The organism is Achromobacter sp. GW823-FHT04E03 (assembly GCF_058796095.1).
On sequence record NZ_JBXAIJ010000003.1, the window covers coordinates 743,164 to 765,605 of the forward strand.

Genomic DNA, 22,442 nt, shown 5'->3' on the forward strand with positions numbered 1-22,442 from the left:
TCAACGAGGATTGTCCCATCAACCCGGAAGCCGCGGACATGACAAACATCAAACCCGCCCCGCGCGAAAGCCTCCGCGCGCCCCCGCCGCCTGGCTTGCCCGGTCCTCAGAACTTGTAGCTCACCTTCATCCAGACGTTCCTGGGCGTGCCGTAGTTGTAGCCGTTGTAGCCCCCCAGACCGCTGTAGTAATACTTGTCGGTCAGGTTTTCCACGTTGACGGACGCGGACACATGCCTGTTGAAGTCATAGCGCGCCATCAGGCCAAACAGCGTGACGCCGCCCTGGCTGGCGCGCCCTAGCCCGCCGGCTTCGTCGTAGTAGATGCCGCTCTGGTAGCTGACGTTGCCGCCGATCGTAAGCTTGCTCCATTCGCCCGGCAGCCTGTAGCTGGCGGCCAGGCGGAACAGCCGCTGCGGCGTGCTCGGCAACAGCAATGCACCTTCGGCGTCGCGCTTGGCAAAGTAGGTGTAGCCGCCCATCAGCTGCAGGCCCGGCGCCACTTCGCCGGATGCGGTCAGCTCGAAACCCTTGCTGCGCGCGCCTTTGACGGCGCGGTAGGGAGTGCTCCCGTCCGGCAGCGGCGGGCTGGACGGATCCTCCACCGCAACGTTTTCCTCTTGGGTGCGGAATATCGCGAAGCTTGTGTTCAGCTTGCCGTCCAGGTGTTCGCCCTTCAGGCCGATTTCATAGTTCTGGCCGGTTTGAGGAGGCAGCACCACGTCGCTGGCGTCGCGCGAGGTGGTGGGAATGAAGATCCGGGTGTAGCTGGCGTAGGCCGAATAATCCTTGCTCAGGTCCACGACCACGCCGGCATAAGGCGTGAAGACGCCGTTTTCCTTTGCGGTGGGGTTGTGGGTCCAGGTGTTGGCGGGGCCGTTGTAGGCCGATGAGTTTTCTTCGTACCAGGTGGTCCGCGCGCCCAGGATCAGCGACACCGGCTCGGCCACCTTCAGGCGCGCGGAACCGTAGATGGCGGTCTCCTTCGCATCCAGGAAGGTGTTGTAGAAAGTGTAGGGCATGGCGGGCCGCGGCACGTCGCGCAGCTCGTAGAGATTCACGCGCCGACGGTCCCAGCCGGCGGGATTCGCCGAGTTCAGGTTGAGTTCGCTGGTGTAGCGGTTGTAGCTCAGCCCCAGGACGGCCCGGTGCTCCCTGCCGAATGCCTGGAACGGCCCTTCGGCGTAGACGTCGAAGGACTTGTTGGTGGAGCTTGCGGGGTTGTCGCGCAATTCGATGGTGGACGCGCCGGACGGATCGACGGGCTGATACGCGAGGACGTAGCCCCAGGCGGCTTTTCTTTCGTTTTTCAGGCGGCTGGCGTCCATCTTGACGTGCCAGCCGCTGCCGAAGCGGTGGTCCAAGGTCGCGAATATCCGGTCCGTATACATGTCCCATTGGCTCCACGGCGTCACGGGATTGAAGGACCGGGGAAAGTTCGTGCGCGTGCCGTCGCTGTAGAACAGCGGCGCCTGGCCAAAGTTCGCGCCGTCGATGGCGGTCTTCTGGTGCTCGTAGCCGAGGCTGACCGTGGTGCGCGGCAGGATGTCGGCCTCGAGGATGCCGTAGAAGACATCGTCGGACCGCTTCTTGTAGTCGATGAAGCTGTCGCCCGCGGTGCGGGCGGCAACCACCCGGCCGCGCAGCGTGCCGGCGCTGTTCAACGGGCCGCCCAGATCCGCTTCGACGTTGTAGCTGTTCCAGCGGCCGACGCCGCCGGTGACGTGTCCGGCAAACTCCGACGTGGGGCGCTTGCGCACCAGGTTCACCGAACCGCCCGGCTCGCCCACGCCGTTGAGCAGGCCGGCGGCGCCGCGCACGACTTCCACCCGATCGTAGATGGCGGTGTTGATCATGCCCGCCTCGGCCGACGGCGTCTTGAACGACAGCGTGGGTACGCCGTCGAGCATGGTGTTCAACGCAAAGCCGCGCGAGGTGAATTGCACGCGCTCATCCAGCCGGTCGACGGCGATGCCGGGAGTCTGGCGCATCACCTCATCCAGCGTGTTCAGATTCTGGTCGTCCATCTGCTGGCGTGTGACGACGCTGATGGATTGCGGGGTTTCGCGCAGCGACAGCGGCATGCGGGTGGCGGCGCTGGTTGCCGGCACGGTATAGGAGCCTGTCCCTTCGGAGGGACCTTCGTCGCCAGCGCCGGTGACGGTCACGGCGGGCAAGGCCGTGACTTCGCCCTGCGGCAATCTGCGCAGCGTGTAGCCGCCGTCCGCGCGCCGCGCCGGTTCCAGCCCGCTGCCGGCCAGCAGCTGGCGCAGCCCTTCCTCGAAGCCATAGCTGCCGCGCAATCCCGGCGACTGGAGGTCGCGCGTCAGAGCAGGATCGAACGACAGCAGGACGCCGGCCTGGGCTGCGTAGGCCGACAGCGCCGCGCTGAGCGGCCCGGGCTCGATGGCTACGCTCACCTGCCCCGCCTGCGTCTGCGCCTGGGCAGGCGTTATCAACCCGGCCAGAGGCAGCGCGAATACGCCTGCCGCGAGCAAGGCGGGGAAGGAGACGCTTGCGCGCGACGGGGGTAGCTGACGGGGCATGACATGCACTCCAGATGTTGGTCTTACCCTCGTAGCCAGATAAGACGCAGAAAGTGCTAGTCGCCGTTACAAAATAGTCCCGCCGCGCGGCACCAGCGACACCCAGTAGCGGGTGCGATGGCGCAGGCCGAGTTGCAGGGTGTCCGCCACCGTGGCCAGCACCCGGTCGGGTTCGGCCAGCGGGAAGGCGCCGGAAATCGGCAGATGCGCCACTTCGGGCGCGCAATCGATCCAGCCCGTGCGGTAACGCTGAAGCTCGCGCAGGAATTCATTCAAAGGCATGCCGTCGACCTGCAGCATGCCGCGCTGCCAGGCGGCGGGGTCGCCGGTCAGCGCTTGGGCGTCATCGATATGGCCGCCGCCAAAGCGCAGGCCCATGCCGGCGGGCACGATGCGCGCCGCATCCGCCGAAGCGCCCGCTAGCGCCACGCGCACGGCGCCTTCCAGAACCTGTACCGCCGATACGCCATCGTCGCGCCTGACCACGAAGCGCGTACCCAATGCGGTGATGCTGCCTTCGCGGGTGCGCACGATGAACGGCCGGGAAACCTGTTGCGGGTCCGGCGCGGTTTCGATCAGGATTTCGCCGCCGTGCAGCGCGATCAGCCGCTGCTGGGCATCGAACAGGACGTCCATGGCGGTGGCGGCATTGAGCACCACGCGGCTATGGTCCGCCAGCATCACCTCGCGCCGGGCGCCGACAGCAGTGCGGTATTGCGCCACCCAGCCGCGCCAGGCTTCATCGACCTGCGCGTAGCCGATGGCGCCTCCGGCGCCGATCAGCACCAGCAGCTTGCCCAGCGCGGCGCGGCGGGCGGACGAGCGCGGTCGCCCCAACACGGGCAGCATGCCCTTGGGCAACGCCTCAAAACGGCGCGTAAGCGCTTCGGTGCGCTGCCAGGCGCGCTCGTGTTCAGGATCGGCCTGGCGCCAGGCTTGCCACGCCTCTCGGTCCGCCTGACTGGCGCTGCCCGAGGTCAGCCGCAGAAACCAGTCCACCGCGCCGTCCAGCGCGCGCGAATCGATGCGCCCTGCCTCGCCGGCGCTCATGGCGCGAACTCCAGGCATTGGCGCAAAGCGCGCGCGATGTACTGCCGCACCGAGCCGACCGATACGCCCAGCGTCTTGGCAATATCCGCGTGCGTCAGGCCTTCAAGCTGGCAAAGCAGGAAAGCGCGCCGCACCGGGACGGGCAAGCCATCCAGCATGGCATCGATTTCACACAGGGCTTCCAGCGCCAGGACGCGCTCCTCGGGCGACGGCGACAGCGCCTGGGGTAGCTGCGCCAACGTTTCCAGATAGGCGCGTTCGAGATCCCTGCGCCGCAAATGGTTAACCATCAGACCGTGCGCGATGGTCGCCAGATAGGACCGCGGCTCGCGAATGTCGCCCGGATCGCGGCGGGCCAGCACACGCAGATAGGTGTCATGCACCAGGTCGGCGGCGTCGAAAGCGCATCCCAGTTTTTTACGCAGCCAGCCCTGCAGCCAGCCTTGGTGTTCCTGGTACAGCGTATGCAGGGGGTGCCGCGGAGAGGGATCGGAGGCGGCCATGAAGACGCACGGTTATAAATGAGAATGACTACAATTTACAACATAGTACCCTGCACCGGGTGAAATGACTGCGCCCGGCCGCTGAATCCAGGGGCCGGGCGCAATGGGGAAATCCAGAGGGAAGCTGGCGTCTTACTTCTTCGACGCGTCCTGCTCCACCACCATGTCCAGCACATACACCTGCTTGGGCGCATCCGCGGGCGGGTTCTTCCAGTCGTAGCGCTTCACGCGCAGCACGGTGCGCACGCCATCCTGGTGCTGGAAGCCTTCGATGGACTGATACAGCGGATGCCACTTGTCCTGGGTAGGCTGCTGCACGCCGGCTTCGTTGTAGCGGCGCTCGCGCACCATCAGGCACTGATAATTGGGAATCAGCGGGTGGCTGCACTCGGCCTTCTTCGCAGCGACTTCAAGGAACATGATTTCGCCGGCGCTGCCGTACAGGGTCTCGGGCGTAGGTTCGCCGACGAACTTCAGGACGCTGCCGTCCTGCGCAACCAGCTCCAGTCCGGGTTCGGAAGCGTGTCCGCTGAGCGTGGCGCGCAGGTCGCCCTTCATGCGCTGGCCGATCTCGGCGTCCAGGCGCATCAGGCTCTGGTCGCAGGCCTTCATGGTCGACGCGAGGTTCGCCACCTGCAGCACGCCGTTCTTGTAGGTGTAGCCCCCGAACTGCGCATTGCAGCCGCCGCGGATGTTCAAGGCGTCCTGCGTGAACGACAGGCGCAGTTGATGTTCGACGCCAGCCTGGAGCGCGGCTATCGGCTTGCCCGCTGCATCGGTGGCGGAAGCCAGGCGCCAGTAATAGGCGGGCAGGCTAACTTCAGGGCTGGCGGGCGTGGTGGCGGTAGTGGGCATGGAGGACGATCCTTCACGGGGAGAGGAAGTCGGAGCGCAAGCTTGCAGCAGCGCGGCGCATACGGACGCAAGGAGGATGGTTTTCTTCATGGTTCGTTTCCTGTCAGCCGAATGGCACTGATGAAAAACGGGATTCTACGTTCGCGGGATGGACGTTTTAAACACGCAGCCATCCAGTCGGTTTCAAAATCTTGCCGCAGATCCGGCCTGAAACACACCCTCTGAGCAACGCAATTTACGGGTTTTCCCTAGCCATCCGTATAGCGCTCTTGCCTGCCAGCGGATCACCGTGAGGTTCTGCTTGCCTTACAACTAAATACATAACCCTCAAAATACTGCAAGTATTGCCAATCCACCGGGAACTGCACGCAATACGCGCAAACCACCGCAATACAAGGCCGATCGCGCGCTCGCGATCGGCTCGCCAGCGTCAATTGGCAGGGTAGGCCGCGCCCGTCAGGCAGGCTCGGGCCCACTCATAGTCGTCATCGCCCACGATCTCTCCATCGATCTTGGGCAGCGGCTGGGCTGGATAGGAAAAGTCTGGCTTTTTCGGCTTCATGTTCCATTTTGTCTCGCCCGCCTTATCGGAGCATGCCTCGTCCGAGCTGCTGAACGAGCAGGATGCCGCCAACTGCGGCTTGCCGTCCACGACGTTGGCGACATAGCGCTTGGTGTAGACGCCGCCCGACGCCCAGTACTCGTCGACCGAGCAAATGCGGTCATTATTCTGGTAATGCCGCGTCGCGAAGCAGCCGTAGTAGGCATTTTCGCCTGGGAAGACGTCGCAAGAAGTCGAGTAGCCGGCGTAAGCGCCGCCGGTGAATTGCGCCTGGAACTGCTGCTGGCGGACTGCGCTGCCGATCATGTCGGGGAGCGTTGCGCCCTTGTGCGTCTCCTTGAGCTGCGCCGTGCGGCTTTGGATCAAATCGCGAGCGACGCCTGCGGCCGTCTTGCCGTCGGGAACCGAACCCGGGTCCTCGATCAGGTTCGTGAGCGCGCGGTCGCGCGCCACAATCCAGCGCTTCTGGTTGTGCGCCAGCATGGCGCGGATATCTCCGTCGGGAGCCTGTTTCAGAATCGCGGCGTAAGCCCGGTTCAACTCGGCGTCCGCCGCCACGGTCTTGCGGTCCGAGCAGATCAGCTTTTCCACGGCGCTGGCGGCTTTGGCGCAATCGATCGCATAGGCGGGCGCGGCAAACGCGAACAGGCCGGCGACGCACAGCAGGCGGCCCACGGGGATTCCAGATTTCATGTGACGTTCTCTTTGAGAATGCGCTGCGCAGCGTTTCGATGCTTGCAGACCGTTAAGCCATTCATCGCAAGGCGGCAGCAAGGCTGCAATTTTGCACGCGACTTTTTAACAGACTGGAAACAGAGTTCAACGCTCTGCAACGCAGCGCGGATTGCACAGTCCATTGGAATATTCCCCTTCCCCTGCTCGTCTACTCAGTGGCAAGCCGCGCAAGAGACCACGCAGCACGCCACGGATCAACCAGCCGAACGCGCCGGACGCCCGGCGTCGGTCAGCGCAGAAATGGAAGTCTTGATATGAAGTCGATCAGATCGTTTGCCTGCGGCATTGCCCTGGCTTGCACCGCCGCCGGCAGCGCCTGGGCCGCTCCGGGCCTGAACGTGTACGGCCCCGGCGGTCCCGCGCCCGCGATGAAGGAAGCGGCCACTGCGTTCGGCAAGCTGCACGGCATTGACGTCAGCGTCACCGCGGGCCCCACGCCGGCCTGGGCCGACAAGGCCAAACAGGACGCCGACGTGATCTACAGCGGCGCCGAAAACATGATGAGTGGTTTCGCCTCGGCGCTGCCCGGCGTGTTCGAGCTGCGCGAGGCCCGCACGCTGTACCTGAGGCCCTCGGCCATCCTGGTGCGTCCGGGCAATCCCAAGGCGATCAAGGGCTTCAAGGATCTGCTCAAGCCCGGCATCAAGGTCATGGCCGTGTCCGGCGCGGGCCAGACGGGGCTGTGGGAAGACGTGGCCGGCCGTCTTGGCGACATCGAAACCGTGCGCGCCTTCCGCGCCAACCTCGTGCTGCCGGAGGCCGGCAACAGCGCACAGGCGCGCACCCAATGGACCGAGGACAAGACCATAGACGCCTGGCTGATCTGGAACATCTGGCAGGTGTCCAACCCCGAGCTCGCCAGCATGGTCGAGGTGGAAGAGCCCTACCGCATCTATCGCGACGCGAGCGCCGTCGTGACCAGGAAAGGCAAGGGCAATGCCCAGGCGCAGGCCTTTATCGACTTCCTGACTGCGCCCGAAGGCCGGGCGATCTTCAAGAAATGGGGCTGGAAGACGGATTGAGGTCCGCCAGGAGCCGGACGTAAAAAAGCCCGCGATTCCCTGGGAATTGCGGGCTTTCCGATGCGCTCGGACCGGGACGCGCAAGGCGTCCCGAAAACTCAGCCGGCCACGCGGAAGCGCTCGGCATCGTCCATGAACGCCTTTTCGCCGAAGCCGTTTTCGTTGGAGCCGAACGGCATCTGCGCGCGCAGCTTCCAATACGCCGGAACGTTCCATTCGCGAGCGACGGCGGCGTCGATCAGCGGGTTGTAGTGCTGCAGGCTGGCGCCCACGCCGGCGCTGGCCAGGGTGCTCCAGACCGACAACTGGGCCATGCCGCCCGCCTGCTCGGACCAGACCGGGAAGTTGTCCGCGTACAGCGCGAATTTTTCCTGCAAGCCCTGCACCACGCCCTGGTCTTCAAAGAACAGCACGGTGCCCACGCCCGCGGCGAAGCTCTTGAGCTTGGCTTCGGTCTGGGCAAAGCTCTCGGCCGGCGCGACCTTGCGCACTTCTTCGATCGCGATGTTCCAGAGCTTTTCGCTCTCGGCGCCGAACAGGATCACGGCGCGCGAACTTTGCGAATTGAACGACGAGGGGCTGTGCTTGATCGCTTCCTGGATCAGGGAGGTCAGTTCCTCCTTGGAGATCGACAGGTTGCGGCCCAGCGAGTACTGCGTGCGACGCTGCTTGAGGGCGTCCAGATAAGCGTTGCTCATGACGTTGTGGCCTTCCGACGAGTAGATAGAGGAAAATGCATAGCGAATTCTACCGACCGGCAATTGTCCCGAATACGTCCAGGAAGCCAAAAAACACCCCATTGCGCGGAACAAACTGTTCCGCCTATCGACCAAATCGGCTCTGCGCAAGGTGACGGACAGCCCAATCCAAGGACCCAACGTGCATTACACCCAAGACCCGAACACCCCCGCCGCCGCCGATATCGGCTTTGACGACTTCCTCAAGGTCGACATCCGCATCGGTACCATCCAGTCGGCGCAGGCCTTTCCCGAGGCGCGCAAACCCGCCTACAAGCTGACGATAGATTTCGGCGCCGGCGTGGGCATCCGCAAGAGTTCGGCGCAGATCACCGATCGCTACACGCTGGAACAGCTGACGGGCAAGCGCGTCATGGCGGTGGTGAACTTTCCGCCGCGCCAGATCGGGCCGATGAAATCCGAAGTGCTGGTGTTGGGTTTCGCGGACGAGTCCGGCGGCATCGTGCTGGCAGTGCCGGACGATCAGGTTCCCAATGGCACCCGCCTGACCTGACCTCCCGGGCCCCGGAGTTTCCTCCATCGGGGCTTTCCCCTATTACTTGTCTGCCGTCAAAAAACTATCGTATTCGAGAATTATCAAATAAGAGAATTCTCGCTTCCGACAAAATGACAGCAGAACCCCTATTCGATTACGCCGTGATCGGCGCCGGCATCGCCGGCGCTTCCGTGGCCTACCGCCTGAGCGCCACGGCCTCGGTGGCCGTGTTGGAACGCGAGGCCCAGCCGGGCTACCACTCCACCGGCCGTTCCGCGGCCATGTTCATGGAAACCTACGGCACGGACCAGATCAAGGCGCTCACGCGCGCCAGCCGCGCCTTCTACGAAAATCCGCCGCAGGGCTTCAGCGAGCATCCGCTGCTCAGCCCGCGCGGCGTGCTGTACATCGCCACGCCCGAACAGCGGGACCTGCTGCGCCAGGTCTATGACGACTTCCGCAGCCAATCGCCCAATGTGGCGCTGATCGACGCCGAAGCGGCCGTCGAGCGCGTGCCCTGTCTGCGCGCCGACCAGATCTGCGGCGCCATCGAAGAACCGGACGCTCGCGACATCGACGTGCACGCGCTGCATCAGGGCTTTCTGCGCGGCATGTCGCGCCAGGGCGCAGTGCTGCACAACAATGCCGAAGTCGTGTCGGCCGCCCATGCGGGCGACGTCTGGACGCTGACGCTGGCCGATGGCCGCAGCCTGCGTGCGCGAGCGCTGGTCAACGCCGCGGGCGCCTGGGCGGACCATACCGCGGCCCTCTGCGGGGCCTCGCCTGTCGGCCTGCAGCCGTGCCGCCGCACCGCCTTCACGTTCTCCGGCCCGCAGGACGTGGACTTTGCCCATTGGCCGGCCGTGGTCGGCGTCGACGAAAGCTATTACTTCAAGCCCGATGCCGGCCAATTGCTGGGATCGCCGGCCAACGCCGATCCGGTCGCCGCGCATGACGTGGTGCCGGAAGAACTGGACGTCGCCACCGGCATCTACCGCATCGAAAGCGCGACCTCGCTCACCATCCGCCGCCCCAAGCACACCTGGGCCGGCCTGCGCTCCTTCGTGCGCGACGGCGATTTCGTGGTCGGCTGGGATGCCGATGCGCCCGCCTTCTTCTGGCTGGCGGCCCAAGGCGGCTATGGTATCCAGACGGCCGCGGCGACTTCTGAGCTGGCTGCCGCGCTGCTCACGCGCCAGCCGCTGCCCGCCCATCTGCATGCGCACGGCGTGAATGCCGAAGCCGTGCGTCCTGCGCGATTGCGCTGAACCCACCCCCTTGCCTGCGAGAGTCCACCATGACCACCATTGCCCGCTACCCCAGCCCCCTGCCCCTGCCGTTCTCCCGCGCCACCCAGGCCGGCGGCTTCCTGTTCCTGTCGGGCCAGATCCCGATGGACGCCAACGGCCAGGTCGTGCGCGGCGACATCACCGCCCAGACCCATGCCGCCATCGAGCGCATCAAGGAAACGCTGGCCCTGGCGGGCGCCACCCTCAAGGACGTGGTGCGCGTGACGGTATGGCTGTCGGACCTGGAGCTCTTTGCGCAGTTCAACGACGCCTACCGCAGCCATTTCTCGTCCGACTTCCCTTCGCGTTCGACGGTCGAGGCCAAGCTGGCCATGGGCGTGGACGTGGAAATCGAGGTGCAGGCCTGGCTGGGCGCGGCAGTCGCGCACGGCGGCTACACGCCGGGCCCCGTGTCCGAAGCCTGATCCCGCCCCGCGGGCCTGTCCGATGGTTTGACACTGCCCGGCCCTCGCGCCAGGCGGTGCGGTCTTTTCCTTGCGCTCGCGGCAACGCCTGCGCCCCCATGTGCACATCCTTACGCGGAGCGGCAGCATGAAAATCTTTTCCGGGTCCCTGGCGACCGAGACGAACACCTTCTCTCCCATCCCGACCGGGCTGTCGGCCTATCGGGCGCGCGGCTACTACCCCGCAGGCCAGCATCCGGACCGCATGCAGATGTTCTCGGGGCCGCTGTGGGCGGCGCGCCAGCGCGCGCAAGGCAAGGACTGGACCTTGATCGAAGGCCTGACCGCCGGCGCAACGCCGGCCGGCATCACCACCCGCCACGCCTACGAAACCCTGCGCGACGAACTGCTGGGCGACCTGAAGCGCGCGGGCCGCGTCGACATCGCCCTGTTCGGCCTGCACGGCGCCATGGTGGCCGACGGCTACGACGACTGCGAAGGCGACCTGCTGCGCCGCGCGCGCGAGATCGTGGGCCCCGACACCGTGATCGGCGCCGAACTGGACCCGCATTGCCACATGACGGCGGACATGGTGGAAAGCGCCGACTTCCTGGTGTGCTTCAAGGAATATCCGCACACCGACATCCTGGAACGCGCCTACGACCTGGTGGACCTGTGCGTGGCGCGCGCCGCAGGCCGCATCAAGCCAACGCGCGCCGTGTACGACTGCGAAATGATCTCCATCATGCACACCAGCCGCGAACCCATGCGCAGCTTCGTCGACCGCCTGCTCGCGATGGAAGGCAAGGAAGGCGTGCTGTCGGTGTCCATCGCGCATGGCTTCCCGTGGGGCGACACCCCCGACATGGGTTCCAAGGTGCTGGTCTATACCGACGGCGACCAGGCCCAGGCCAACGCCCTGGCACGCGCGCTGGGCGAAGAGATCATCGGCTTTCGCGACCAGTTGGCGCCGCCCTACCCCGGCGCCGACGAAGCGCTGGACCAGGCCCTGGCGTTGAACGACTTTCCGGTGGTGCTGGCCGATTCCGCCGACAACGCGGGCGGCGGCGCCCCCAGCGACGCCACCTTCATCCTGGAACGCGTGCTGGCGCGCGGCATCACCGACGTCGCGACCGGCCCCTTCTGGGATCCGGTGGCGGTGCAGCTCTGTTTCGAAGCTGGCGAAGGCGCGCGCATCCAGCTGCGCATCGGCGGCAAGGTCGCGCCGGTATCGGGACAGCCGCTGGACCTGGACTGCGAAATCGTGGCGCTCAAGCGCGACGCCATCATGACCGGGCTGGCCGGCACGCCCGCGCTGCTGGGCGACGTGGCCATCGTGCGCAGCCAGGGCGTGACCATCGCCCTGACCACCAACCGCACCCAGGCCATGGGCACCGACCTGTTCACGCAGTTCGGCGTGGACCTGCAGGCCATGAAGCTCATCATCGTGAAATCGTCGCAGCATTTCTACGCCTCGTATTCGCAGGTCGGCCGCCACGTCATCTACGTGGAAACGCCGGGCGCCATCACCACCGACTACAACGCGCTGCCTTACACCAAGCGCAAATTGCCGAAGTGGCCGTTCAAGGCCTGAGGCTCAACGATCGCCGCCCGACCAGGGCATGGGAATAACGAAGGGGATAACAATGATCAGACGTTTCAGTTTGCTGGGCGCAGCCGCCCTGCTGGCCATGGGGGCCGCCACCGGCGCGCTGGCGCAGACCAAGACCCTGCGCCTGGTGCCGCACGCGGACCTCAAGACGCTGGACCCGCTGTTCAACACGGCCTACATCACGCGCAACCACGGCTACATGGTGTTCGACACCCTGTTCTCGCAGGACAGCAAGGGCCAAGTCAAGCCGCAGATGGTGGACAGCTGGACCGTGTCCGAGGACGGCAAGAGCTGGAGCTTCACCTTGCGCCCAGGCCTGAAGTTCAATGACGGCACGCCCGTCAAGGCCGAGGACTGCGTGGCGTCGATCCAGCGTTGGGCCAAGAAGGACACGCTGGGCCAGGCCATGATGGCCGCGGGCGCCGAACTCGCGGTGACCGGCGACAACAGCTTCACGCTGACGCTGAAGGAGCCTTTCGGCCTGGTGCTGGACGCCCTGTCCAAGCCTTCCGGCATGCCGCCCTTCATCATGCCCAAGCGCCTGGCCATGACGGACCCGAACACCCAGGTCACGGAAATGGTCGGCTCGGGCCCCTTCCTCTTCAAGCGCGATGAATGGGTGCCGGGCAACAAGGTCGTGTACGTGAAAAACCCGGCCTACGTGCCGCGCACGGAACCTGCCGACGGCCTGGCGGGCGGCAAGAACGTCAAGGTGGACCGCGTCGAGTGGGTCTACATTCCCGACGGCAACACGGCCACCGCCGCCCTGATGAACGGCGAAGTCGACATGATCGAACAGACCACGCCCGACTTCCTGCCCGTGCTGGAGACCAACAAGGACATCACCCTGAACACGTCCGTCGCGACGCAGGGCATGGTTATCCTCAATTCGCTGCATCCGCCCTTCGACAACCAGCTTGCCCGCCAGGCGCTCTACCACCTGGTGAACCAGAAGGAAATGCTGTCGGCCATGGGCTACCCGGAGAAATACCGCGTGGACTATTGCCCCAGCCTCTTTGTCTGCGGCTCGCCGCTGGCCAGCGACGCGGGCGCGGCGCCGTACGCCAAGACCGACCCGGCGCGCGCCAAGCAACTGCTGCAGGAAGCCGGTTACAAGGGCGAGAAAGTCGTGGTGCTGTACCCCACGGACCACCTCAGCGCGCCCGCCGTCATGGTGCTGACGCAGAACATGAAGAAGGCCGGCATCAACGTCGACCTGCAATCCATGGACTGGGCCTCCCTGGCCGGACGCCGCCTGAAGAAGGATCCGCCCGCGCAAGGCGGCTGGAACGTCTTCCTGACCTGGGGCGGCTATTACGACGCCAGCACGCCGGTGACCAATCCCTGGATGTCCGCCGCTTGCGGCAACAGCCTGCCGGGCTGGCCCTGCGACAAGGAACTGGACGCGCTGCGCACCAGCTGGATCCGCGAAACGGACCCGGCCAAGCGCAAGGACATCGCCGCGCAGATGCAGGCGCGCGCCTACCAGAGCGTGCCGTATGTCATGTGGGGGGAATTCAAGCCCGTGTCCGCGTTCCGCGGCTTGCAGCACACCGAACTGCTGAAGACCGGCATCCCGGTGATGTGGAACATCGAGAAGCCGTAAGGCGGGCGCCGGGTGCCATGTGCGCCCGGCCACAAGCCGGGGGAAAACCAGCGTGAAATACATACTGCGCCGCATCGCGGCCGTCATTCCTGTCATGGCCGTGGTCGCGGTCGTGGTGTTCCTGCTGATCCACCTGTCGCCGGGCGATCCCGCGGCGGTGATCGCGGGCGACAACGCCACCGCCGACGACGTGGAGAAGATCCGCCAGAACCTGGGGCTGGACAAACCATTGCTGCAGCAGTTCGGCATCTGGGTCAGCCACATCGCCACTGGTGATCTGGGCACGTCGATGTCGACACAGATGCCGGTCTCGCAGCTGATCGGCCAGCGCATGGGGCCGACGCTGTCCATCGCCATTTTCACCATGCTGTTCGCGGTGATCGCGGCGATTCCGCTGGGCGTGCTGGCGGCCTGGCACGCGGGCCGCTGGCTCGACCGGCTGGTCATGATAGGCGCGGTCTGCGCATTCTCGGTGCCGGTGTTCCTGATCGGCTACAGCCTGGTCTACGGCTTTTCGATCAAGCTGGGCTGGCTGCCGGTGCAGGGCTACAAGCCCCTGGCCGACGGCGTGGTGCCCTACCTGCGCCATCTGGTGCTGCCCTGCCTGTCGCTGGGCCTGGTCTACATGGCGCTGCTCACGCGCATGACGCGCGCCACCATGCTGGAAGCCCTGTCCGAAGACTACATCCGCACCGCCCGCGCCAAGGGCCTGGCGGCTGGCCCCATCGTCTGGCATGCGCTGAAGAATGCCGCCAATCCCATCGTCACCACCATCGGCGTGGGCGTGGCCCTGCTGATCGGCGGCGTCGTGGTCACGGAAACCGTATTCGCGATTCCCGGCCTGGGCCGCCTGACCATCGACGCCGTGCTGCGCCACGACTATCCCGTGATCCAGGGCGTGCTGCTGGTGGCCTCCGGCATCTATGTCCTGATCAACCTGCTGGTCGACCTGAGCTACCGGCTCTTCGATCCGCGCATCCGCTATTGAACGGGGACTACGCATGACGACCACTACCCTGTCCCTGCCCGCGCGCCGGCCGCGCCATCGCCGCGTGCTGCGCTCGCTGCGCCGCCATCCCATGCTTTACATCGGCGGCGCCATCCTGCTGGCGCTGGCCGCGATTGCGCTGGCCGCGCCCTGGCTGGCCACCGTCGATCCGCAGGACATCAATCCGCTGGCGCGCATGAAGCCGCCATCGTCCGAACACTTCTTCGGCACCGACGCGCTGGGCCGCGACGTCTATTCGCGCACCGTCTGGGGCGCCCGCGTCTCGCTGGTGGTCGGCATCGTGGTGGCGGTGGTCTCCACCGTCGCCGGCGTGGCCCTGGGCATGGCCGCGGGCTACTTCCGGCGCATCGACGCCTTCATCATGCGCATCATGGACGGCCTGATGGCCATTCCGGGCGTGCTGCTGGCCATCGCCCTGATGGCCACGCTGAAGGGCGGCCTGGGCACCGTGATCATCGCCATCGTCATCCCCGAGGTGCCGCGCGTGGTGCGCCTGGTGCGGGCGCTGGTGCTGACGATACGCGAGCAGCCCTATATCGAGGCCGCCATTTCGTCCGGCACGCGCGTGCCCGCGATTCTGCTGCGCCACATCCTGCCCAACCTGTTCGCCCCGCTGATGGTGCAGGCCACCTTCATCGCGGCGTCCGCCATCCTGACCGAGGCCGTGCTGAGCTTCCTGGGCGTGGGCATACCGCCGCAGATCCCGAGCTGGGGCAACATCATGGCCGAAGGCCGCAACTTCGTGGCCGTGGCTTTCCACATCATCCTGTATCCGGGCTTGTTCCTGGGCGTGGCCGTCCTGGCCGTCAATCTGGTGGGCGACGGGCTGCGCGACATGCTCGATCCCCGCCTGGCGAAAAAGCTGTAGGAGCGCCCATGCAAACCCAACCCGTCTTGCGCGTGCACGACCTCACCACCTGTTTCGATGGCGATGAAACCACAGTGCTTGCCGTGGACCGCCTGTCCTTCGACCTGATGCCCGGTGAAACCCTGGGCCTGGTCGGCGAATCCGGCTGCGGCAAGAGCGTCACGTCCCTGTCCATCATGCGCCTGTTGCGCGCCCCCGGGCGAGTGGCCGGCGGCAGCATCGAGTTCGACGGCCAGGATCTGCTGGCGCTGCCAGAAAAGGCCATGCGCGCGATCCGCGGCAACCAGATCTCGATGATCTTCCAGGAACCCATGACCTCGCTGAACCCGGTGTTCACGGTGGGCCGGCAGATCAGCGAATCGCTCATGCTGCACCAGGGCCTGTCGCGGCGCGAGGCCATGGCGCAGGCCGAATCGCTGCTGGAGCTGGTGCAGATCTCCGACCCGGCGCGCCGGGTGCGCGAGTATCCCTACCAGCTGTCGGGCGGCATGCGCCAACGCGCCATGATCGCCATGGCGCTGGCCTGCCAGCCCAAGGTCCTGATCGCCGACGAGCCCACCACCGCGCTGGACGTCACCATCCAGGCGCAGATCCTGCACCTGCTGCGGGAAATCCAGCAGCGGCTGGGCACCTCCATCGTGCTGATCACCCATGACCTGGGCGTGGTCGCGCAGATGTGCCAGCGCGTCATCGTGATGTACGCCGGGCGCAAGGTCGAGGAAGGCAGCGTCGACGACATCCTGGACCGTGCGCAGCATCCCTACACCCAGGCGCTGATCCGCTCCCTGCCGGACTTCGCCGACGGCCAGGACCATACGGCGCGGCTGGCCGAGCTGCCTGGCATCGTGCCAGTGATGACGCCCGAGTCGCGCGGCTGCGCCTTCGCGGCGCGCTGCCCGGAGGCGCAACCGCGCTGTTCCGAGCAGGCGCCTCCGGCCGCCGATGCCGGCAGCCGCCACCGCGTCTGGTGCTGGGCCCGCGCGGCCGAACCCGCCCCCGCCGCCCTGACCGCCTGAGGCCCGCCATGAATCTGCACGACATCCCCCTTGCGAGCGCCGTGTCCGCGCCCGCCGCCGACGCCCCGCCCATGCTGGAAGTCGTCGGCCTGAAGAAACACTACCCCGTGGACAGCGGCAGCGGCGCCAAGGTGCTGCGCGCGGTCGACGGCGTTTCCCTGTCGGTGCCGCGCGGCCAGACGCTGAGCCTCGTGGGCGAATCCGGCTGCGGCAAATCGACCACCGGCAAATGCCTGATCCGCCTGACCGATCCCACCGAAGGCCGCATCCTGCTGGAAGGCCGCGACCTGGCCGCCATGAACAGCCGCGAGCTGCGCGCCATGCGCCAGCGCATGCAGTTCATCTTCCAGGATCCGTTCTCGTCGATGAACCCGCGCATGCGGGTGCGCGACATCATCGGCGAGCCGCTGCGCGCCTTCGGCCACAGCCGCGCGGCCATCCGCGACCGAGTCGCGCAGTTGCTGGCCCGCGTCAGCCTGCGCCCGGACGCCGCCGACCGCTATCCCCACGAGTTCTCCGGCGGCCAGCGCCAGCGCATCGTGATCGCCCGCGCGCTGGCGCTGGACCCGGGCCTGATCGTTTGCGATGAACCGGTGTCGGCGCTGGACGTGTCGGTGCAGGCGCAGGTCATCAACCTGTTGATGGACCTGCAGCGCGACCTGGGGCTGACCTATGTCTTCATTTCGCACGACCTGAGCGTGGTGCGCCACATCAGCCATCGCGTCGCCGTGATGTACCTGGGCAAGATCGTCGAGACCGGCACCCGCGAGGCCATCTTCGAACGGCCCGCCCATCCCTATACCCGCGCCCTGCTCGCCGCCGTCCCTTCGGCCCGCCAGGGCGAGCGCAAGCCCGTGGAAGTGCTCAAGGGCGAGATTCCCAGCCCGCTGTCGCCGCCCTCGGGCTGCGCCTTCCGCACCCGTTGCCCGATGGCGCAGCCGCGTTGCGCCGAGGAAGCGCCGCAGCCGCGCCAGATCGCCCCCGAACAGCAGGTCGCCTGCCACTTCGCCACCCCCGTTTAGCCGGAGATACGCATGTCCCAGACCGACGCCACCCCGTTCGACTACATCCTTGCCGGCGGCACCGTCATCGACGGCACCAACTCGCCGGGCCGGCTGGCCGATGTCGGCGTGCGCGGCGACCGCATCGCCGCCGTCGGCGACCTGAGCGCCAGCAGTGCCCGGCGGCGCATCGACGTGGCCGGCAAAGTGGTGTCGCCGGGTTTCATCGACTCGCACACGCACGACGACAACTATCTGCTCAAGCACCGCGACATGACGCCCAAGATCTCGCAGGGCGTCACCACCGTGGTCACCGGCAACTGCGGCATCAGCCTGGCGCCGTTGGCGCACGCCAACCCGCCCGCGCCGCTGGACCTGCTGGACGAAGGCGGCTCGTTCCGCTTCGAGCGCTTCTCCGACTACCTGGAGGCCCTGCGCGCCGCGCCGCCCGCGGTCAACGCCGCCTGCATGGTAGGCCATTCCACCCTGCGCGCCGCCGTCATGCCCGATCTGAAGCGCGAAGCCACGGCGGCGGAAATCCAGGCCATGCAGGCGCTGGCCGACGACGCGCTCGCCAGCGGCGCCATCGGCATTTCCACCGGCGCGTTCTATCCGCCCGCGGCCCATGCCAGCACCGAGGAAATCATCGAGGTGTGCCGCCCGCTGGGCACGCATGGCGGCGTCTACGCCACCCACATGCGCGACGAAGGCGAACATATCGTGGCGGCACTGGAAGAGACCTTCCGCATCGGCCGCGAACTGGACGTGCCGGTGGTGATCTCGCACCACAAGGTCATGGGCAAGCCCAACTTCGGCCGCTCCAAGGAAACGCTGGCGCTGATCGAGGCCGCCATGGCCAGCCAGGACGTGTCGCTGGACCCCTATCCCTACGTGGCCGGCTCCACCATGCTCAAGCAGGACCGCGTGCTGCTGGCTGGCCGCACGCTCATCACCTGGTGCAAGCCCTTTCCCGAACTGAGCGGGCGCGACCTGGAGGAAATCGCCGCCGAGCGCGGCAAGTCCAAGTACGACGTGGTGCCGGAGCTGCAGCCCGCAGGCGCCATCTACTTCATGATGGACGAGCCCGACGTGCAGCGCATCCTGGCGTTCGGCCCCACCATGATCGGCTCCGACGGCCTGCCCCACGACGAGCGTCCGCACCCGCGACTGTGGGGCACCTTCCCACGCGTGCTGGGCCATTACTCACGCGACCTGGGCCTGTTCCCGCTGGAAACCGCGGTCTGGAAGATGACCGGCCTGACCGCCGCCAAGTTCGGCCTGGCCGAACGCGGCCAGGTGCAGCCCGGCTACTACGCCGACCTGGTGGTCTTCGACCCCGCCACCGTGGCCGACTCGGCCACCTTCGATCGTCCCACCGAGCGCGCCGCGGGCATCCACTCGGTGTACGTCAACGGCGCGCCCGTCTGGGAAGGCCAGGCCTTCACCGGCCAGCACGCGGGCCGCGTCCTCAACCGGGCGGGTGCCTGATCCCGGCCAGCCCTTACAATCCGGCATACGCAGCGGGGCTTGCGGGCCCTGCCCCAACCACCTCCTACCTGCCAGATCGCTACATGGCCCTACCCGGCACTACATCCCCGCCCGAGATCGTCGGCAAGGAAGAAATGGGCGCTCGCCTGCGGGCCGAGCGCAAGGCGCGCAAGATGACCCTGCAGGCGCTGTCCCGCGCCAGCGGCATCGCAGTCTCGACGCTGTCCAAGGCAGAGCTGGGGCAGATTGCCCTCAGCTACGAGAAGTTCGCCGCGCTGGCCGGCGCGCTCGGCATAGACATGACCCGCATGTTCATGCTGCCGGACGCCTCGCAGGCCGCCGTCGCCCCCACCTTCGTCAAGAACAAGCTCAGCGACGCCCGCGACTACGTCACCGAGAACTACCACTACCGCCTGCTCATGGGCGAATACCCCGGCAAGAAGATGACGCCCATGCTGGCGCTCATCGACTCGCGCAAGGTGGTGGAGTTCGAGGACTACATCCGGCACCCGGGCCAGGAATTCGCGCTGGTGCTGTCGGGCAAGGTCCGCATCCAGTTCGAAAACGGCGACAGCGTCGTGCTGGGCAAGCTGGAGACCGCCTACTTCGACAGCAGCATCGGCCACGTGTACCTGTCCATGAGCAAGAAGCCCGCCGAAGTGCTGGCGGTGTGCAGCGATGTGGGCGAAGTGCCGTCGCGGCTGAAGGCGCCCTGAGGCGGCAGCCACGCCAAGGGCGCGGCCGACCGGAACGCCTGTGCGCCGGCCTGCCCGTTCCCTGCCGGGCGGCCGCGCGCAGCACTGGCATATGGCTGTCATACTCGCGGGCGATACTGGCGTCCGGATATCCGCCAGCCCCCGATCCCGGGCGCGCGCCGGATATTCATATAAAAGGTATTTCGTTGGCCGCCGCCCCTGGCCGCCTTACGATACCTGGCATCGACAGGGCCTGACGCCCGCAGGAATGCTCCACATGCAACGCTTGATATCCCCCATACTTACCCGCCGCCCGGTGCTGCTGGCCGGCCCGCTCAGCGCGCGCCGCTACGACGCCGTGGTTTCCCTCCACGCCCACCGCGAAGCGCGCAGGCTGCGCGAATCCGCGCAGCGCATCCTGGCCGTTTCCGCCCGCTACATGCTGCCGGGCGCCTGAACCCGTCCTCAATCGCTGCGACCCGATCTCGTTCGGACGCGCAGTGCCCACTTTCATGCACTTCCTCCAGCTGCCACCTGCGGTAGCATTGCCGATTCGGCCCGAGACCGGGCCAGGCAGAACAGGAGTCATGCATGCAGAAGGTGGTAATCGTCGGCGGCGGCCACGCGGCGGCGCAATTGTGCGCCAGCCTGATAGAAGGCGGCTTTCCCGGCAGCCTGACGCTGGTGTGCGAAGAGGCCTCGCTGCCCTACCACCGCCCGCCGCTCTCCAAGACCTACATCAAGGATCCGGAAGCCCCGATCCAGCTGCTGCGCGCCGAGGCGGTCTACGCTGACGCCGGCGTGCAGGTGCTGCTGGCCGATCCCGCGGTCGGCATAGACCGCGACGCGCGCCGCTTGACGCTCGCTTCGGGCAAACAGCTGGACTATGACGCGCTGGTGCTGGCGACCGGCACGCGCGCGCGGCGCCTGCCGGACGTCCCTGATGAGCTCCAGAACCTGATCTACCTGCGCAACGCCGACGATGCCGCGCGCCTGCGCGCCGCGATCGCCGACGCGCCTTCGGTCACGGTCGTGGGCGGCGGTTTCATCGGCCTGGAAATCGCGGCCACGGCCGGCGCCCTGGGACGCCCGGTCACCGTCTTCGAATCCGCGCCGCGCCTGCTGGCGCGCTCCGTGTCGCCCGAAGCCTCGGACCACGTCGCCCGCGTGCTGCACGAGTCCGGCGTCGACCTGCGCCTGTCCTCCGACCTGCAACACATCCGGACCGAGAACGGCCGCGTGCGCAGCGTAGTCGTCAACGACGTGGAGCATCCGGTGGACCTGCTGGTCGCCGGCATCGGCGCCGTCCCCGAGATCACGCTGGCGCAGGCCGCGGGCCTGGACTGCCTGAACGGCATCGTGGTGGACGGGCTGATGCAAACCTCGGCGCCCGGCATCTACGCCATCGGCGACTGCACCTCGTTTCCGTATGCGCGCTGGGGCAAGACCCTGCGCCTGGAGTCGGTGCAGAACGCCAACGACCAGGCCCGCACCCTGGCCGGCGTGCTGCTCGGCACCAAGACGCCGTATCACGCTCTGCCCTGGTTCTGGTCCGACCAGGGCGCCTTGCGCCTGCAGATCGCCGGCCTGGCGCCGCCGGACACCGAGCGCGTCCTGCGCCCGGGCGCCAAGCCCGGCAGCTTCTCGATCCTGCACTTTGCCGACGGCCATCTGGTCTGCGTCGAATCGATCAACGCCCCGATGGACCACCTGGCGGCGCGCAAGCTGCTGGAGCTGGGTCTGAACCCGCCCCGCGACGTGCTGGCCGATCCGGCCGTGCCGCTCAAAAGCCACTACTGAGGCGGATGGAGAAAGTCCGCGCCGGCGCGCCTCAGATGAAGCCGGCGGCGCGGAACATGCGCTGGTAGATCTGGCGCAGGACGGCTTCCTTGCGCTTGTTGTAGTCCATGACCTGCATCGCGCCGACCGCCGCCTCGCGCTTGGCCTGGGCATACAGATCGCGATCGGCGTCGTGCTGGCGCAGCCAGTCGCGGAACATCCGGTGGCGGACGTTCTCGGGGCAGTCCGGGCCGAACACGTGCAGGTTCACGCGCGGCGCGGCCAGCTGCAAAAGACGGTGCTGGTGCCAGGACGGCTCCCGCAAGACCAGCGCGTAACCGGCCGCCTCCAGCGCGGGGACATAAGAGTCCTCCTGGACGGGGTCGGCCACTGTCAGGTCTATATCTATCACCGGCTTGGCCGGCAGGCCCGGAACCGCCGTCGATCCCATATGCTCGACCGCAAGCGCCGCCGGTCCCAAGGCCTCGCGCACCTGCGTCGCAAGCTGGCCATAACGGACCGGCCAATCGGGGTCATAGGGTACGACCGCGACCAATTCCGGCGCCGGCTTGCCACGGACCCAGGGATCCTCGTCCGGATCCGAGTCGTAGTGCCGCATGATTTCTTCCGGCGTGGGCGCGCGCCGGTTTCCTGCCGGGTTCAATTGCCGAAAGCGCGACGCAGGCGCTCCAGCTCGGCCATGTTCAGGCGCTTGGCTTCCGCTTCGGCGTAGTTCCGTTCCCCTGATTCGTAGGCACCCTTGTAGATGCACTTGCTGCGGCTCGCGCACTCGCCGCCGGCGCGGGCAGAGGAGGAATACGACTTGGCGGCAGCCTGATCCGAAGTCTTGGAACCGCTGGACGAGCAGCCGGCCATCAGCGCAGCCGCGAAAATCGCCACACCACAGCGGCTCAACGTTTGAATGGACATTTCCTGGTCCTGCAGAAAAGCTGTAGCCGACTTTATAGCAGGCTCTTGGAATCAGGGATTCACGGGCAATTGCTTCGAAACATTGCCGGTCTGAGGGTGCAAGACTCTGCTCGCGGCATATGGCAGCGCCTTTGATTGCGGGTAGACTGCCGCAGTTGGCTGGCCTTGCGTTCCCGATAGTTGCCGCGGCGCAGGGAACACCGCGAAATGAAAAAACCCGCATCCTGGTCAAAGGAATGC

Annotated in this window: 22 protein-coding genes; 14 read left to right on the top strand and 8 right to left on the bottom strand. The window is 66.6% G+C overall.

What is annotated here, in order from left to right:
* Positions 1–106: 106 nt before the first annotated feature.
* From AC1RHV_RS23000 to AC1RHV_RS23020, 5 genes are all read right to left on the bottom strand, one after another.
* Positions 107–2,545, bottom strand: a complete 2,439-nt coding sequence (locus AC1RHV_RS23000; RefSeq protein WP_492302062.1) for a TonB-dependent siderophore receptor — start codon at positions 2,543–2,545, stop codon at positions 107–109.
* Between the two features lie 66 nt (positions 2,546–2,611).
* Positions 2,612–3,595 (bottom strand): FecR domain-containing protein, encoded by a 984-nt coding sequence (locus AC1RHV_RS23005; protein WP_492302064.1) that lies wholly within the window; start codon positions 3,593–3,595, stop codon positions 2,612–2,614.
* On the bottom strand, positions 3,592–4,098 hold the full coding sequence (locus AC1RHV_RS23010; protein WP_175159536.1) for a sigma-70 family RNA polymerase sigma factor: 507 nt from the start codon (positions 4,096–4,098) through the stop codon (positions 3,592–3,594). Before AC1RHV_RS23010 ends, AC1RHV_RS23005 begins: the two co-directional genes overlap by 4 nt.
* A 132-nt stretch (positions 4,099–4,230) precedes the next feature.
* Positions 4,231–4,953, bottom strand: coding sequence for an META and DUF4377 domain-containing protein (locus AC1RHV_RS23015; protein WP_199728259.1), 723 nt, complete (start codon positions 4,951–4,953; stop codon positions 4,231–4,233).
* A 430-nt stretch (positions 4,954–5,383) separates the two neighbouring features.
* A complete protein-coding gene (locus AC1RHV_RS23020) occupies positions 5,384–6,208 on the bottom strand; it encodes a lysozyme inhibitor LprI family protein (protein ID WP_492302066.1) in 825 nt (274 codons plus the stop codon).
* Positions 6,209–6,504: 296 nt separating this feature from the next.
* Between AC1RHV_RS23020 and AC1RHV_RS23025 the strand changes: the two genes are divergently transcribed.
* Positions 6,505–7,272, top strand: a complete 768-nt coding sequence (locus AC1RHV_RS23025) for an extracellular solute-binding protein (protein ID WP_492302068.1) — start codon at positions 6,505–6,507, stop codon at positions 7,270–7,272.
* 98 nt (positions 7,273–7,370) lie between these two features.
* Here AC1RHV_RS23025 and AC1RHV_RS23030 read toward each other — a convergent pair whose 3' ends face one another.
* A complete protein-coding gene (locus AC1RHV_RS23030; protein ID WP_054450292.1) occupies positions 7,371–7,970 on the bottom strand; it encodes a nitroreductase family protein in 600 nt (199 codons plus the stop codon).
* A gap of 181 nt (positions 7,971–8,151) precedes the next feature.
* Here AC1RHV_RS23030 and AC1RHV_RS23035 point away from each other — a divergent pair, with 181 nt between their 5' ends.
* From AC1RHV_RS23035 to AC1RHV_RS23095, 13 genes are all read left to right on the top strand, one after another.
* Positions 8,152–8,523 carry a tRNA-binding protein gene (locus AC1RHV_RS23035; RefSeq protein WP_119448997.1) on the top strand — a complete coding sequence of 124 codons (372 nt, stop codon included), beginning with the start codon at positions 8,152–8,154 and terminating at the stop codon, positions 8,521–8,523.
* A 113-nt stretch (positions 8,524–8,636) separates the two neighbouring features.
* Positions 8,637–9,773: an NAD(P)/FAD-dependent oxidoreductase gene (locus tag AC1RHV_RS23040; protein ID WP_175213897.1), complete on the top strand. Its 1,137-nt coding sequence runs from the start codon at positions 8,637–8,639 to the stop codon at positions 9,771–9,773.
* Positions 9,774–9,802: 29 nt separating this feature from the next.
* The gene (locus AC1RHV_RS23045) at positions 9,803–10,219 is read left to right on the top strand and encodes a RidA family protein (protein WP_054450287.1); all 417 of its coding nucleotides are present in this window, start codon (positions 9,803–9,805) and stop codon (positions 10,217–10,219) included.
* A gap of 127 nt (positions 10,220–10,346) precedes the next feature.
* Positions 10,347–11,792 carry a M81 family metallopeptidase gene (locus AC1RHV_RS23050; protein ID WP_492302071.1) on the top strand — a complete coding sequence of 482 codons (1,446 nt, stop codon included), beginning with the start codon at positions 10,347–10,349 and terminating at the stop codon, positions 11,790–11,792.
* 52 nt (positions 11,793–11,844) lie between these two features.
* The gene (locus AC1RHV_RS23055; protein WP_119448993.1) at positions 11,845–13,416 is read left to right on the top strand and encodes an ABC transporter substrate-binding protein; all 1,572 of its coding nucleotides are present in this window, start codon (positions 11,845–11,847) and stop codon (positions 13,414–13,416) included.
* Positions 13,417–13,468: 52 nt separating this feature from the next.
* Positions 13,469–14,404, top strand: a complete 936-nt coding sequence (locus tag AC1RHV_RS23060; RefSeq protein ID WP_054450281.1) for an ABC transporter permease — start codon at positions 13,469–13,471, stop codon at positions 14,402–14,404.
* Positions 14,405–14,417: 13 nt separating this feature from the next.
* Positions 14,418–15,293, top strand: a complete 876-nt coding sequence (locus AC1RHV_RS23065) for an ABC transporter permease (RefSeq protein ID WP_054450278.1) — start codon at positions 14,418–14,420, stop codon at positions 15,291–15,293.
* 8 nt (positions 15,294–15,301) lie between these two features.
* Complete coding sequence (locus tag AC1RHV_RS23070) at positions 15,302–16,309, top strand: ABC transporter ATP-binding protein (RefSeq protein ID WP_054450277.1); 1,008 nt, start codon at positions 15,302–15,304, stop codon at positions 16,307–16,309.
* An 8-nt stretch (positions 16,310–16,317) separates the two neighbouring features.
* Positions 16,318–17,331: an ABC transporter ATP-binding protein gene (locus AC1RHV_RS23075; protein WP_054450273.1), complete on the top strand. Its 1,014-nt coding sequence runs from the start codon at positions 16,318–16,320 to the stop codon at positions 17,329–17,331.
* A 12-nt stretch (positions 17,332–17,343) separates the two neighbouring features.
* A complete protein-coding gene (locus AC1RHV_RS23080) occupies positions 17,344–18,798 on the top strand; it encodes an N-acyl-D-amino-acid deacylase family protein (protein ID WP_492302073.1) in 1,455 nt (484 codons plus the stop codon).
* Between the two features lie 83 nt (positions 18,799–18,881).
* A complete protein-coding gene (locus tag AC1RHV_RS23085; RefSeq protein WP_125472416.1) occupies positions 18,882–19,514 on the top strand; it encodes a helix-turn-helix domain-containing protein in 633 nt (210 codons plus the stop codon).
* A 256-nt stretch (positions 19,515–19,770) separates the two neighbouring features.
* Positions 19,771–19,950, top strand: coding sequence for a hypothetical protein (locus AC1RHV_RS23090; RefSeq protein ID WP_054450268.1), 180 nt, complete (start codon positions 19,771–19,773; stop codon positions 19,948–19,950).
* A gap of 134 nt (positions 19,951–20,084) precedes the next feature.
* Positions 20,085–21,293, top strand: coding sequence for an NAD(P)/FAD-dependent oxidoreductase (locus AC1RHV_RS23095; protein ID WP_119450862.1), 1,209 nt, complete (start codon positions 20,085–20,087; stop codon positions 21,291–21,293).
* A 31-nt stretch (positions 21,294–21,324) separates the two neighbouring features.
* On the opposite strand, the gene AC1RHV_RS23100 is transcribed toward AC1RHV_RS23095, so the two are convergent.
* Positions 21,325–21,891, bottom strand: a complete 567-nt coding sequence (locus tag AC1RHV_RS23100) for a GrpB family protein (protein WP_119450880.1) — start codon at positions 21,889–21,891, stop codon at positions 21,325–21,327.
* Between the two features lie 41 nt (positions 21,892–21,932).
* A complete protein-coding gene (locus AC1RHV_RS23105; RefSeq protein ID WP_119450861.1) occupies positions 21,933–22,202 on the bottom strand; it encodes a hypothetical protein in 270 nt (89 codons plus the stop codon).
* Positions 22,203–22,442 lie beyond the last annotated feature (240 nt).

Coding starts and splice junctions, on each gene's coding strand:
- AC1RHV_RS23065 (WP_054450278.1), top strand. CDS start 14,418: ATGACGACCACTACCCTGTCCCTGCCCGCGCGCCGGCCGCGCCATCGC.
- AC1RHV_RS23075 (WP_054450273.1), top strand. CDS start 16,318: ATGAATCTGCACGACATCCCCCTTGCGAGCGCCGTGTCCGCGCCCGCC.
- AC1RHV_RS23085 (WP_125472416.1), top strand. CDS start 18,882: ATGGCCCTACCCGGCACTACATCCCCGCCCGAGATCGTCGGCAAGGAA.
- AC1RHV_RS23005 (WP_492302064.1), bottom strand. CDS start 3,595: ATGAGCGCCGGCGAGGCAGGGCGCATCGATTCGCGCGCGCTGGACGGC.
- AC1RHV_RS23055 (WP_119448993.1), top strand. CDS start 11,845: ATGATCAGACGTTTCAGTTTGCTGGGCGCAGCCGCCCTGCTGGCCATG.
- AC1RHV_RS23090 (WP_054450268.1), top strand. CDS start 19,771: ATGCAACGCTTGATATCCCCCATACTTACCCGCCGCCCGGTGCTGCTG.
- AC1RHV_RS23100 (WP_119450880.1), bottom strand. CDS start 21,891: ATGCGGCACTACGACTCGGATCCGGACGAGGATCCCTGGGTCCGTGGC.
- AC1RHV_RS23040 (WP_175213897.1), top strand. CDS start 8,637: ATGACAGCAGAACCCCTATTCGATTACGCCGTGATCGGCGCCGGCATC.
- AC1RHV_RS23000 (WP_492302062.1), bottom strand. CDS start 2,545: ATGCCCCGTCAGCTACCCCCGTCGCGCGCAAGCGTCTCCTTCCCCGCC.
- AC1RHV_RS23030 (WP_054450292.1), bottom strand. CDS start 7,970: ATGAGCAACGCTTATCTGGACGCCCTCAAGCAGCGTCGCACGCAGTAC.
- AC1RHV_RS23020 (WP_492302066.1), bottom strand. CDS start 6,208: ATGAAATCTGGAATCCCCGTGGGCCGCCTGCTGTGCGTCGCCGGCCTG.
- AC1RHV_RS23050 (WP_492302071.1), top strand. CDS start 10,347: ATGAAAATCTTTTCCGGGTCCCTGGCGACCGAGACGAACACCTTCTCT.
- AC1RHV_RS23070 (WP_054450277.1), top strand. CDS start 15,302: ATGCAAACCCAACCCGTCTTGCGCGTGCACGACCTCACCACCTGTTTC.
- AC1RHV_RS23080 (WP_492302073.1), top strand. CDS start 17,344: ATGTCCCAGACCGACGCCACCCCGTTCGACTACATCCTTGCCGGCGGC.
- AC1RHV_RS23105 (WP_119450861.1), bottom strand. CDS start 22,202: ATGTCCATTCAAACGTTGAGCCGCTGTGGTGTGGCGATTTTCGCGGCT.
- AC1RHV_RS23015 (WP_199728259.1), bottom strand. CDS start 4,953: ATGCCCACTACCGCCACCACGCCCGCCAGCCCTGAAGTTAGCCTGCCC.
- AC1RHV_RS23045 (WP_054450287.1), top strand. CDS start 9,803: ATGACCACCATTGCCCGCTACCCCAGCCCCCTGCCCCTGCCGTTCTCC.
- AC1RHV_RS23025 (WP_492302068.1), top strand. CDS start 6,505: ATGAAGTCGATCAGATCGTTTGCCTGCGGCATTGCCCTGGCTTGCACC.
- AC1RHV_RS23010 (WP_175159536.1), bottom strand. CDS start 4,098: ATGGCCGCCTCCGATCCCTCTCCGCGGCACCCCCTGCATACGCTGTAC.
- AC1RHV_RS23095 (WP_119450862.1), top strand. CDS start 20,085: ATGCAGAAGGTGGTAATCGTCGGCGGCGGCCACGCGGCGGCGCAATTG.